Genomic DNA, 12825 nt, shown 5'->3' with positions numbered 1-12825 from the left:
CCCCGCGCCGGGCCTCGCGCGGGTTCCTACGCTGAGAACATGACCGGATCCGCGTCGCGCGACAGGGCCCTGGCCGCCGCGGCCGGCGTCGCAGCGGCCCTGCTCGGCATCGGCGCCGGCGAGCTCGTGGCGACGCTGCTCGCGCCGTCGTCGAGCCCCTTCGCGGTCGTCGGAGGCATTCTCATCGACGCCGCCCCCGCCTGGGCGAAGGACACCGCGATCGCGTGGTTCGGCACCGGGGACAAGGCGGCGCTGCTCACCGGGATCGCGATCGTGCTGCTCGCCGCGGCCGCCGCGCTGGGACTCTGCGAACGACGATGGCGCGGCGTCGGAGTCGCCGGATTCGTCGTGCTGGGCGCCGTCGTCGCCGTGCTCGCACCGCTGCGCGCCGACGCCGCCCCCCTGTCCTGGCTGCCCGCACTGCTGGCCGGCATCATCGCCGCGGTCGCGCTGCGGATGCTCATGCGGCGTCTGCCCGCGCCGGCCGCGGCCGCGGACCCGGCACCGGCCTCCGCCGCGCCGGCCGCGCCCACGGTCGGCGACGGTGCCTCCCGCCGTCGCTTCCTCGCCTGGACCGTCGGCACCGCCGCGATCGGCGTCCTCGCCGCCGTCGGCGCGACCGCGGGAAGGGCCGGATCCGTCGCCGTCGGCGCGGTGCGCGCCGCACTCCACCTGCCGAAGCCGGCCGTGCCGGCCCCGCCGATCCCCGCGGGCGCGGCGCTGAAGGTCGACGGGATCACCCCGCTGCTCACCCCGAACGCCGACTTCTACCGCATCGACACGGCGCTGATCGTCCCGCAGGTGGATCCGGCGCAATGGAAGCTGCGCATCCACGGCCTCGTCGCGCACGAGGTCACGCTCACCTGGGACGAGCTGCTCGCGCTGCCGCTCGTGGAGTCGGCGGCGACGCTGTCCTGCGTGTCCAACGACGTGGGCGGCGACCTCGTCGGCAACGCGATGTGGCTCGGCTACCCGATCCGCGAGCTGCTCGCGAGGGCGCAGCCCTCGGCCGACGCCGACATGGTGCTCTCCACCTCGGTCGACGGATTCACCGCGAGCACGCCGCTCGAGACCCTGACCGACGACCGCGACGCGCTGCTCGCGATCGGCATGAACGGCCAGCCGCTGCCGATCGAGCACGGCTTCCCGGTGCGGATGGTCGTCCCCGGCCTGTACGGCTACGTCTCCGCGACGAAGTGGGTCACGGATCTGGAGGTCACCCGCTTCGACCGCGCGAGGGCGTACTGGACGGATCGGGGCTGGTCGCCGCGCGGTCCGATCAAGCTCTCCTCGCGCATCGACGTGCCGCACCCGAACCGTCCGATCCCCGCCGGCGACGCCGTGATCGCCGGTGTGGCCTGGCAGCCGCATGCCGGCATCTCGGCGGTCGAGGTGCAGGTCGACGATGGCCCGTGGCAGCGCGCCGAGCTCGCCCCGGCGATCTCGGCCGACACCTGGGTGCAGTGGCGACTCCCCTGGCACGCCGCCGCGGGGCAGCGCGTGATCCGCTGCCGGGCGATCGGCGCCGACGGCACGGTGCAGACCGCGCAGACGGCTCCCCCCGCCCCCGACGGTGCGACCGGCTGGCACACCGTCGGCGTGACGGTGAACGCCTGACCCCGCCCCTTTCCGGGCATCCTCACGGAATCCATGCGCTTCACTTCCTTCACGAATTTGTGAAATCGGCGTAGCATCGCCGCCATGAACACGATCATCCGCACCGACGGCCTCACCAAGCACTACGGCCGCGTGCATGCGCTCGACGGGCTGGACCTCAGTGTCGACGAGGGCCAGGTGCACGGCTTCCTCGGCCCGAACGGGGCCGGCAAGTCCACCACGATCAGGATCCTGCTGGGTCTCGCGCGCAAGACCGGCGGATCCGCCACGGTCTTCGGGGAGGACCCCTGGACCGCGGCCGTCGGCATCCACCGCCGCGTCGCCTACGTGCCGGGCGACGTCAGCGTCTGGCCGAACCTCTCCGGCGGTGAGGCGATCGACTTCCTCGCGCGGCTGCGGGGCGCGAGGACCAAGGATCAGGGCTACCGCTCCGAGCGGGAGCGGCTGATGACGGCGTTCCAGTTCAACCCGCGCAAGAAGGGCCGCGCCTACTCCAAGGGCAACCGGCAGAAGGTCGCGCTCATCGCGGCCTTCGCCGTGCCCGCCGACCTCTACATCCTCGACGAGCCGACGAGCGGGCTGGATCCGCTCATGGAGGTCGTGTTCCGGGACGAGGTGCAGCGGATCCGGCGCTCCGGCGCGACCGTGCTACTGTCCAGCCACATCCTGTCCGAGGTCGAACTGCTCTGCGACCGGGTCAGCATCATCCGTGCCGGGAGGATCGTGGAATCCGGCACGCTCCCCGAGCTGCGCCACCTCACCCGCACCGAGGTGTCGTTCGAGGCCACGGACGCGTCGGCGCTGACCGGGATCCCGGGAGCGCACGACGGCATGATCGACGACGGCCGTGCACGGTTCACGGTCGACAGCGACGCGATCCCGGGCGTGCTCCCCGTGCTGGCCCAGCGCAGCGTGACGGGCCTGCGGATCGAGCCGCCGTCCCTCGAGGAGCTGTTCCTGCGGCACTACGGCGACGACCTCGCCGCCCTCCGCGCCGCCGAGGACGACCCTTCGGCAGGAACCAGGCCCGGCACGCGCGCGTCGCGCCGGGCCGCCGCGAAGGAGTCATGATGGGCGCCCTGCTCCGGCAGCGCCTGCGCCGCGACTGGCTGCAGGTGCTCCTGTGGATCCTCGCCACGGTCCTGATGGCCTATGCCGGCTACGCCGGCGTCACCCAGTCCTACGCGACGCACACCGACCGCGTCGAGGTGCTGTCCGCCGTGATGGCGAACCCGGTCATCATGATGTTCCGCGGGCTCCCGTCCGGCGCATCGGAGGGGCAGTTCCTCTCGTTCGAGATCCTGCCCTGGCTGACGATGCTCGCGGCCCTGATGAGCACGTTCCTCGCCGTCCGCCACACGCGCGGCGACGAGGAGGCGGGGCGGGCCGAGCTCGTCGCCGCCACGCCCGTCGGGCGCGCGCTGCCCACCATCGCGACGATCATCCACGGCGTCGCCGCGAACGTCGTCCTCGGCGTGCTGGTCTCACTCGCGCTGATCGGATCCACGCTCGACGCGACCGGATCCTGGCTCATGGGCGCGACCTCCGCGGCCACGGGCATCGCCTTCCTCGGGATCGGCCTCATGGCGGCGCAGCTCATGCGCACCTCGCGCGGGGCCAATGCGCTCACCGTGTGGATCCTGGTCGGCACGTTCCTCGTGAACGGGATCGGCAACGTCGCAGGCACCCCCAGCGACGACCTCACCCGCATCACGAGCTCCGGGCTCGTCTGGGCCTCGCCCTTCGGCTGGGCCGAGCAGGCCCGCCCGTACGACACGGACAACGGCTGGCCCGTGCTGCTCGGGCTCGCCTTCGGACTGATCCTCGCGATCGTCGCCGTGGCGCTGCAATCGGCGCGGGACATCGGCGAGGGCTTCGTCCCGGCCCGCCCCGGCCGGGTGCACGCACGTCCCGCGCTGTCGACGCCGCACGCCCTCGTCTGGCGGCTCACCCACGGCGCGATCATCGGCTGGGCCATCGGCGGCGCGCTCACGGGCCTGCTCGCGACCAGGCTGTCCGGACTCGCCGGGCAGATCTCCGGGCAGAACCCCGCGGTGCAGCAGATCCTCGACAAGATCGGCAAGGCCGGCAACCTCGAGGAGACCGTCGTCTCGGTGTTCTTCACGATGATGGGGATCCTGGCCGCCTGCGCGGCCGTGCAGATCGTCGCACGCGCACGGCAGGAGGAGGCGCACGGCACGGCGGAGAGCGTGCTCGCCCCGCCGGTCGGACGCGTGCGATGGCTCCTGGACTATCTGCTCGTGGCGACGTTCGCGATCGCGATCGTCGTCGCCGCGACGATCCTCGCCGGCTATGCCGGGCTCGCGGGCAGCGAGGACGCATCCTCGCTCGCGCAGGTCGTCACGGTGGTCGGGCTCGGGCAGGGACTCGCCGCCTGCGTGTTCACCGTGCTCACCAGCCTCGTGTTCGTGCTGCTCCCCCGCGGCACCGTGGGCATCGCCTGGGGGCTCGTGCTGCTCGCCACCCTGTTCGGACTGTTCGGACCGCTGTTCGGACTGCCGGAGTGGACCACGCGGTTCTCGCCGTTCTCGGTCACCCCGATCGTCGCGAACGGCGACGTCGACCTCCGCGGCACCTGGTGGCTCGTCCTCATCGTCGCGGCGGGCGCGACGGCCGGGCTCACACTCATGCGTCGTCGCGAACTGCAGCCGGCGGGCTGACCGGGTCGGCCGCGGGAAGATGGAGTCATGAACGCACAGGATCCGGTGCTCCCCATGCATCACGGGGTCGATGCCGCGGAGGCGGCGGCGGCGATGATCGCCGCCGTCGGCTTTCCGCGCATGCCGGGCCGGGTGATGATGGCGCTGATCGCCGCACCCGCCGACGGATACACGGCAGCCGAGCTCGCAGACCGCCTCGGGGTGAGCCCCGCGGCGGTCTCCGGCGCCGTGCGCTATCTGCAGACGATCCAGGTCATCCGCCGCGTCTCCCGGCCCGACCGCCGGCGCGATCACTACGTGATCATCCCGGACACCTGGTACGGACTCATGACCAACAACGGCCCCATCTACGATCGCCTCGCCGCGCACATCGAAGCGATCGGCGCGGAGCACGACGAGGATCACGCCGCCAGGGACCGGGCGTCGGAGATGGCGGAGTTCTTCCGTTTCATGGCACGGCGCATGCCGGAGCTCGTCGACGAGTGGGAGGCGTACCGGGCAGGACTCCACGAGCGCTGAGCGGACCGGACCCGTCTGCGCCGAGCCGACAGGACGGAGAGGGCGGCGCGGGGTGAGTCGGGAGACATCGCAGACCGCCACGATGATGATGAGCATCGCGTTCTCGGAAGAACACGCCCCAGCGCTCTCGCATCATCGCGGCGCATCGCGTCACACGCCGCGCCGCCCGGACCGCCTGCGGTCGTGAACGCAGAAGCGGTCCGCCCCGGGCGAAGGCCACGACGCCCTCACCCGGAGCTGCACCGGATCGGGACGGATCCGTGCTGCTCCCATGGTTACCGACGTCGCCCTCCGCCGACGTGGCGATCCGCCGTCTCTGTCGCGTTTGCACACGAAGACGACGAATTTCGAGAAGGTGCACCGTCGCCGCGCCGCGGAGGGGCGGCATCCCCCGATCTCCGGCTGCCCGCGCGGTGCCCGCTCAGCCGGAGCGTCGCCGGCCGTCGACCGCGGCGACCGGAAACATGTCGACGGTGAGGCCGTCGAGCAGATAGCCCGGCGATACCCGCAGCGCCGACGCGATGCGGATCAACGTCGGGATGCTGGGCATCGCGCGTCCCGCCTCGTAGGCCCGGATGTTCGATGAATCGATGTCGCTGTTCGCGGCGAGCTGATCCTGCGTCATCGTCGCCGACAGTCGTGCACCTCGGAGCCTGGCACCGACATGGGCGGCGGCGACAGAAGGAACACGAGACACCTATCAAGAGTCTAGAGTGTCGGTTACCAGTGCCAGGGTAGATGCACCCGGGTGAAAGTACCCGTCTTCGAAAGGTGACACATGGTCGAAGGGCGATCTCCGAGAAACACGTCGCGTGCGACCCGGACGACATGTTTCGGCGCGATCCTTGTGAGCACGGTCACGATCGCCCCGCACGCGCGACTTCAGGACGGGATGCTTCCCGCGCATGACGGCCTCCGCCTGTACATCGTGATCGCGGGAAGGATCGCGCTCTCACCGAATCTCGCGGACCCCGATCACCCCGATCTGCCCGAGGGAACAGGCTTCGTCTGCTCCGACCCGCGCCGGCCCGAGATCCTGGCGCGCCACGCGGCATCCCTGATCGTCCTCTCCGCCCCGTCCGAGCTCTGGCAGAGAAGCGGCCTCTCCCCCGACCGTGCACATCTGCTTCCCGCCTCGGCCACGTGGCTCCGCCCGACGGCCGTGTTCGCCGCGACCCTGCACGCGCTGGCCGGTTCTGCGGCGGACTGCCTCCTGATCGAGCGACTGCTCTCCGTCCTGTTGCTGCGCAATCTGACTCAGGCACCGCGATCGCAACAGCCTCCTCGGGATCCGGAGCGGTTCGTATCCGCACTGGCAGCGATCGCGGCGCGCTATCCCGATCCGGAGCTGCGGCCCGCCACCGTCGCGCGCACCATGAACATCTCTCTGCGCCAACTCGAACGAGCGTTCCATGTCCGCGACACGACGATCGCCAGGGAGATCCGCCGCACGAGGGTGGAACGCGCGCTCGGCCTGCTGACGGACGGCGAGCATCAACGACTGACCGTCACCGCCGTCGCGCGACTCGTCGGATTCCGCGACGGCGCCGGCCTGGCGAGGGCGATGCGCGCCGAACACGCGCCGACGCCTGCCCGCGCCCGGCGGGCGGCAGGGTTCTGATCCCCCGCCGCGCCGCCCTGGCCCACCCAGATCTCAGCCGGCGAGCACCACGCGGAGCTGCTCGAGGGCCCAGTCGAGCTCGGTCGCGCGCACCACGATCGGCGGGGCGATGCGGATCGTCTGTCCGTGCGTGTCCTTCACGAGCACACCGCGGTCGAGAAGCTTCTCCGCGATCTCGCGGCCGGTGCCGTGCGACGGATCGATGTCGATGCCCGCCCAGAGGCCCGCCACGCGCACCTCGGTCACCCCGTGACCGAGGAACGCCTCGAGCCCTTCGCGCAGGTGGGCGCCGAGCGCACGGGCGCGCTCCTGGAACTCCCCCGACTCGAGCATCTCGACCGCGCGCAGCCCCACGGCCGCGGCCAGCGGATTCCCGCCGAAGGTGGATCCGTGCTCGCCCGGGCGGATGACGCCCAGCACGTCCTCGTTCCCGACGACCGCGGAGACGGGGAGGATCCCGCCACCGAGGGCCTTGCCGAGCAGGTACAGGTCGGGCACGACGCCCTCGCGGTCGCACGCGAAGGTCTCGCCCACGCGTCCGAGACCGGACTGGATCTCGTCGGCGATGAACAGCACGTTCCGCTCGGTGCAGATCTCGCGCACGCGGCGCAGGTAGCCCTCGGGCGGGATGACCACGCCGCCCTCGCCCTGGATCGGTTCGATGAGCACGGCGACGGTGTCGTCGGTGATGGCGGCGGCGATCGCCTCCGCGTCGGCGTACGGCACCGCGTCGAAGCCGGGCGTGAACGGACCGAACCCGTCACGCGCCGACTCGTCGTCGCTGAAGCCGACGATCGTCGTCGTGCGGCCGTGGAAGTTGCCGTGCGCGACGACGATGCGCGCGGCATCCGGGCGCACGCCCTTGACGCGATAGCCCCAGGCGCGAGCGACCTTGATGCCGGTCTCGACCGCCTCGGCGCCGGTGTTCATCGGCAGCACCAGATCCTTGCCGCACAGCCGAGCGAGCGCCGCGGCGAACGGCTCGAGCCGGTCGTTGCGGAAGGCGCGGCTGGTGAGCGCGACGCGACCCAGCTGCTCCTCGAGCGCGGCGACGAGCGCGGGGTGGCGGTGCCCGAAGTTCACGGCGGAGTACGCGGCGAGCAGGTCGAGGTAGCGCTTGCCCTCGACGTCGGTCACCCAGGCGCCTTCGCCGCGGGCGATCGTCACGTCGAGCGGCGCGTAGTTGCGCGCGACGTGCCCTTCGACTCGCTCCGCTCGCTCAGGAACCACGGCTCCGATCGCACCGACATCCGGATCCTGGCCGGCGATCGTCCCGTTCTCGGCGAACTCCCTGACCTGCTCGGGCGTCATCACGCGCCCCCCTTCGTCTCGCTCCGCTCGCTCAGGGCACCGCGCAGTTCCAGGGTGCAGCACTTGATGCCGCCGCCGCCGAGCAGCAGCTCGCTGAGGTCGACCATGATCGGGTTGTAGCCGCGCTCGCGCAGCTGCTTCTCGAAGCCCGTAGCGCGCGGCGAGATGATGACGTTGTAGCCGTCGCTCGCGGAATTCAGGCCGAACACGGCACCGTCCTCGTCGGAGACCAGGATCGCGTCGGGGAAGCGCTCCTCCAGGACCTTGCGGCTGGCGTCGTCGAAGGCGTGCGGAAGGTAGGCGATGTTGGCGGACTCGGGGCCGCCGTTCTCCTCGCCGACCACGGGGTCGAGCACGGTGAGGGCCGTGTCGAGGTGGTAGAAGCGGGGGTCGACGAGCGTCAGCGTCACGACCTCGCGGCCGAAGACCTCGCTCACCTCGCGGTGGCTGTCGCCGGCGGAGCGGAAGCCCGTGCCGGCGAGGATCACGGAGCCGGCGAGCAGGAAGTCGCCCTCGCCCTCGTTGATCTCCTTCGGCATCACGGTGTCGAAGCCGTGGGTGCGGAACCAGTCGGCGAACGCCGGGGACTCGCCCTGACGCTGCGCGTAGTAGAACGACGGCACGTACGCACGGCCGCCGATCACGAAGCCGCCGTTGGCGGTGTAGACCATGTCGGGGTAGCCGGCGAGCGGCTCGATCAGCTCGACCTCGTGGCCGAGCTCGAGGTACAGGTCGTGCAGCTTCTGCCACTGCGCGACGGCCTTGGCCGTGTCGGTCGGGTTGGCCGGCTCCATCCACGGGTTGATGCTGTAGTTCACCGTGAAGTGCTCCGGCTTGCACATCAGGTACCGGCGGTGGTGCGCGGTACGGGCCGGCGTGGCGGTGGCGGTCTCAGGCGTCGACATGAGGCTCCTTGCGAATCTTCGGTCGCGGCGGACGCTGTCCTGAGGCCCGGCGGTCCTTCGATCCGGCACATCGTGGATGCGAGGAGAAGATGCGACACGGGCACGCCGTCGTCCATTGTCTCACCCGAGGCTGGACGTGGCCATCACGGCACGGCGCCGGCTCAGATCACCCCCGCGCTCCAGTCATCCGGGTTGCCGTAGCGGTGCGCGGTGATCGCGATGGCCTGCTCGTGCAGGAACGGCAACAGCTCGATCCGGCCGGCCGTGGTCACCTCGCCGGCGAAGATCGCCAGATCCGGATCCCCCTGCACCGCCTCGGCGAGCGCCGCGTGCAGGGCCGCGACGTCGTCCGCCGCCCCCACGATGCGCACGCGACTCGGCCGCGCCGGCGCACCTCCGACCGCGGTTCCCTTCTCGCTCCCGTCGCGATTTCCGCCGCTTTCCGTCTGGCTCTCCGGCAGTTTCTGCGACGCGAGCAGACCGGATCCGAGCGGATCGGATCCGTCCGCGGGGGCCGCCGGGCCGGTGAACCGCTGGGTCCACTCCTCGTCGCTCTCGACGAACACGGTGACGCCGGCCTCGCCCAGCACGCGGCGCACCGCGGCGGGAAGACCGATCGGCGAGGAGAGCGTGAACGCTCCCCCGCCGCGGATCGCCGCGATCGCCACCCGCAGCAGCGCGCGCAGCGGAGCCTCTCCCGTCGCGCGCACGGCGACCGGCACCGAGCGGTACCGGAACAGATTCCGCTCCACGCCCAGGCGCGACACGTCGCGCACCCGGCCGAACTCACGATCCCAGGCCAGCGCATCCGAGAGCGCCGCGCGGCGCAGCCATTCGAACGCCGCGTAGTCGAGCGACGGCTGCGCGGCCTCGATGAGCGCGGTGATCCGCGAGTCCAGCCCGCGCAGGTGCAGGGTCGTGGATCCGGCGCCGCCGGTGTCGCGCCAGGATCCCAGCCCGATGAGGTGGTTCGGCCCGCCCGCCTTGGTTCCGGTGCCGACCGAGGAGCGCTTCCAGCCGCCGAAGGGCTGACGCTGCACGATCGCACCGGTGATCCCGCGGTTCACGTACAGATTGCCGGCCTGCACCCGGTCGAGCCAGAGCGCGAGATCGGCCGGATCCTGCGTGTGCAGCCCTGCGGTGAGGCCGTAGTCCACGGCGTTCTGCAGGTCGACCGCCCGCGCGAGCGTCGGCGCGTGCATGATGCCGAGCACCGGGCCGAAGAACTCCTCGCGGTGGAAGCGCGAACCGGGCTGCACACCGAGGCGGATGCCCGGCGTCCACAACCGCCCCTCGGATCCGGGGATCTCGCGCGGCTTCAGCAGCCACTTCTCGTCCGGGTCGAGTTCGGTGAGCGCCCACTTCAGCTTGCCCTGCGGCGGCTCGATCACGGGACCGACCTCGGCGCGCGGATCCTCCGGCCAGGCCACGCGCATCGACCGCGCCGCATCCACGAGCTGCCGCGCGAACCGCCGGGAGCGGCCCACGGGGCCGACCAGGATCGCGAGCGACGCCGCGGAGCACTTCTGCCCCGCATGCGCGAAGGCGCTCTTCACGAGGTCGGCGACCGCGAGGTCCAGATCGGCGGAGGGCGCGATCACGATCGCGTTCTTCCCGCTCGTCTCGGCGTGCAGTGCGAGGTCGTGCCGCCAGCTGCGGAACAGCGCGGCGGTCTCGAAGGACCCGGTGAGGATGACGCGGTCGACGTCGGGGTGCGCGATGAGGTCCCGGCCGAGCTCGCCCTCGGAGATGTCGACGAACGCGAGCAGATCCCGCGGGATCCCGGCGTCCCAGAGCGCTGCGGCGATCACGGCGGCCGAGCGTCGCGCCTGAGGGGCGGGCTTGAACACGACGCCGGATCCGGCGGCGAGCGCGGCGAGCACGCCGCCGGCGGGGATCGACAGCGGGAAGTTCCACGGTGGGGCGACCACGGTGAGCCGGGACGGCGCGAACGCGGCCCCGGGGATCGCGTCGAGCTCGCGGGCCTTCGCGGCGTAGTACCGCGCGAAGTCGACGGCCTCGCTGACCTCGACGTCGCCCTCGGAGATCACCTTGCCGGTCTCGGCGGCGGCGACCTCGATGAGCTCTGCCCTGCGCGATTCCAGCACGGCGGCGATCCGCAGCAGCACCTCACCCCGCTCGGCCGCCGGGCGCGCGCCCCACGCGCCGGCCGCGGCGCGCACGCGGGACAGGATGCGCTCGAGTTCCTCCGCGTCGGTCACGCGGGCGCTGCGCACGATCCCGTCCCCCGCCGTGGATCCGGGGATGCGGGCGAGGATCTCACGCGCCCACTCCCGGTTCGCCGGAAGGGCCGGATCGCTGTCGACGGCGTTGCGGAAGCCCGGGGCGCCCGCGGCGATCGCGGACTCGTCCTCGCGCGCGGCGAACACGGCCGTCTCCACGAAGGTGTCGCCGGGATCCACGGCCTCGGCGATCCCGAGCACGGCCTGGGTGAGTGCGGCGGACTCCGCATCCGGATCCGTGGTGAGCGCGGCGGACTCGTGCACCGGGGCGAGCCGGTTCTGGCGGCGGCGCGGACGGGCGGGCAGCGCGGGGTCGGCGGAGCGCTCGAGCGAGAGCGCGAAGCGGTTGATCTCGCGGTCCAGCGCATCCGGATCCTCATGGAGCCGGAAGGCCGAGGAGAGGAAGTTCTCCGGTGACGCCGTCTCCTCGAGACGCCGCACGAGGTAGCTGATCGCGACGTCGAACTCGCGCGGCTTCACGACGGGCACGTAGAGCAGCACGTGCCCGACCTCTCGGCTCACCGCCTCGACCTGCCCCTGTGCCATGCCGAGCAGCATCTCGAACTCGATCGGCGCGGATCCGGATCCCGGTCCCGCAGTCGTCGAGCGATCGGAGCGAGACGGATCGCCTTCTGCGTCGGGGCGCGTTTCGTCTCGGTCGCCCTCCGGGCGTCCTCGCTCGACGTCCGGGGGCAGCAGCCCCGCCGAGGGCCGAACGCCGCGGTCGCCGGCGAGGAGCCATGCGTACGCGATGTCGAAGAGGTTGTGACCGGCGATGCCGATGCGCACGGCCCGGACGGATTCGGGCGTGAGCGCCTCGTCCAGGCAGCGCAGGTAGTTCGCGTCGGTGTCGATCTTGGTGTCGTAGGGCGCCGGTGTCCAGCCGTGCAGGGCGGCCTCCACGCGCTCCATCGCGAGGTTCGCCCCCTTCACGAGGCGCACCTTGATCGGAGCGCCGCCGTGGTCGACGCGATCCTTCGCCCATGCGGTCAGCTCGCGCAGGGCCGGCAGGGCGTCGGGCAGGTAGGCCTGCAGCACGATGCCCGCCTCGAGGTCCTTGAGCCGCGGATCCTCCAGGATCCGCGTGAACACCGCGATCGTGAGGTCGAGATCGCGGTATTCCTCCATGTCGAGGTTGATGAAGGTCCGCGCGCTCTTCGGGCTCGTCGACGTCCACGGATCCCCGGCTGCCGTCAGGTACAGCGGCAGCAGCCGCTCCGCGACCTGCTCGACGACCTCGTCGAACGCCCACATCGAGATGCGGCTCACGACCGCCGAGACCTTGACCGAGACGTAGTCGACGTCATCGCGGCGGATGAGCTCGTGGATCCCGTCCAGCCTCCGCTGCGCCTCGTCCTCCCCCAGCACGGCCTCGCCGAGCAGATTGAGGTTGAGCCTGGCGCCGCCGGCGCGCAGCTTCGCGATCGTCGGGGTGAGCTTGGCAGGGCGCGCGTCGGCGATCAGGTGGCCGACCATCTCGCGCAGCACGGTACGCGCGATCGGCACGGTGGGCGCGGGGAGCCCCTGCGCCACGAGCCCGCCCGCACGGACGGCGGCGCGCAGGTACCAGGGCAGGAATCCGGGCACGAGCGGCGCCACGCGATTCAGCCCGGCCGCCGCCGCGCCCAGGCTCTCCGGCCGCATCACGTCGTCGACGAAGCCGAGCGTGAACGGCAGCCCCTTCGGGTCCCGCAGCACTCCGGCGAGTCGCTCGGCGGCCGGATCCGCATGCGCCGCGGCGGCCTCATCGATCCAGCGCTGGGCGAGGACGACGGCCCGGCGGGCACGCTCGGTCTCGGCGGCGTTCAGCCACTGCGGCATCGGTTCGTCCTTCCCGCCTCGCGCCTTCGGGGATGGGCGCGGCATGCTCCTTCCCAGCATGGCGCTCCTCGGCCCGCACGGGAGGGCGGCGCGCCCTCCGCTCCTCT

The 12825-nt window shown here is 71.9% G+C and carries 9 protein-coding genes; 5 read left to right on the top strand and 4 right to left on the bottom strand.

The genetic code is table 11. The features are described from left to right. The first annotated feature begins 39 nt into the window (after positions 1-39). From ACFC1J_RS05570 to ACFC1J_RS05555, 4 genes are all read left to right on the top strand, one after another. Positions 40-1617 (top strand): molybdopterin-dependent oxidoreductase, encoded by a 1578-nt coding sequence (locus ACFC1J_RS05570; RefSeq protein ID WP_375903281.1) that lies wholly within the window; start codon positions 40-42, stop codon positions 1615-1617. Positions 1618-1701: 84 nt separating this feature from the next. Continuing rightward, positions 1702-2688 (top strand): ATP-binding cassette domain-containing protein, encoded by a 987-nt coding sequence (locus ACFC1J_RS05565; RefSeq protein ID WP_375903279.1) that lies wholly within the window; start codon positions 1702-1704, stop codon positions 2686-2688. Next, entirely contained in the window at positions 2688-4298 is a 1611-nt protein-coding gene (locus ACFC1J_RS05560; RefSeq protein ID WP_375903277.1) for an ABC transporter permease, read from the top strand. Before ACFC1J_RS05565 ends, ACFC1J_RS05560 begins: the two co-directional genes overlap by 1 nt. A 27-nt stretch (positions 4299-4325) precedes the next feature. Then, complete coding sequence (locus ACFC1J_RS05555) at positions 4326-4817, top strand: GbsR/MarR family transcriptional regulator (RefSeq protein WP_375903275.1); 492 nt, start codon at positions 4326-4328, stop codon at positions 4815-4817. Positions 4818-5238: 421 nt separating this feature from the next. On the opposite strand, the gene ACFC1J_RS05550 is transcribed toward ACFC1J_RS05555, so the two are convergent. Continuing rightward, entirely contained in the window at positions 5239-5514 is a 276-nt protein-coding gene (locus ACFC1J_RS05550; protein WP_375903273.1) for a helix-turn-helix domain-containing protein, read from the bottom strand. Between the two features lie 150 nt (positions 5515-5664). On the opposite strand from ACFC1J_RS05550, the gene ACFC1J_RS05545 reads away from it, so the two are divergent. Beyond that, the gene (locus ACFC1J_RS05545; protein WP_375903271.1) at positions 5665-6438 is read left to right on the top strand and encodes a helix-turn-helix domain-containing protein; all 774 of its coding nucleotides are present in this window, start codon (positions 5665-5667) and stop codon (positions 6436-6438) included. Between the two features lie 33 nt (positions 6439-6471). Here the strand turns inward: ACFC1J_RS05545 and rocD are convergent, their stop codons facing one another. The 3 genes from rocD to ACFC1J_RS05530 all read right to left on the bottom strand — a co-directional run bounded on the left by rocD (position 6472) and on the right by ACFC1J_RS05530 (position 12718). After that, entirely contained in the window at positions 6472-7749 is a 1278-nt protein-coding gene (gene rocD / locus ACFC1J_RS05540; RefSeq protein ID WP_375903637.1) for an ornithine--oxo-acid transaminase, read from the bottom strand. After that, positions 7749-8654 carry a dimethylargininase gene (ddaH, locus tag ACFC1J_RS05535; protein WP_375903269.1) on the bottom strand — a complete coding sequence of 302 codons (906 nt, stop codon included), beginning with the start codon at positions 8652-8654 and terminating at the stop codon, positions 7749-7751. Before ddaH ends, rocD begins: the two co-directional genes overlap by 1 nt. A 161-nt stretch (positions 8655-8815) precedes the next feature. Continuing rightward, positions 8816-12718: a proline dehydrogenase family protein gene (locus ACFC1J_RS05530; RefSeq protein ID WP_375903267.1), complete on the bottom strand. Its 3903-nt coding sequence runs from the start codon at positions 12716-12718 to the stop codon at positions 8816-8818. Positions 12719-12825 lie beyond the last annotated feature (107 nt).

The sequence above is a fragment of the Microbacterium sp. NPDC056052 genome, assembly GCF_042266785.1.
Classification (GTDB): domain Bacteria; phylum Actinomycetota; class Actinomycetes; order Actinomycetales; family Microbacteriaceae; genus Microbacterium.
Note: the sequence above shows the minus strand (reverse complement) of the source record. Positions and strands in the feature narration are given on the sequence as shown.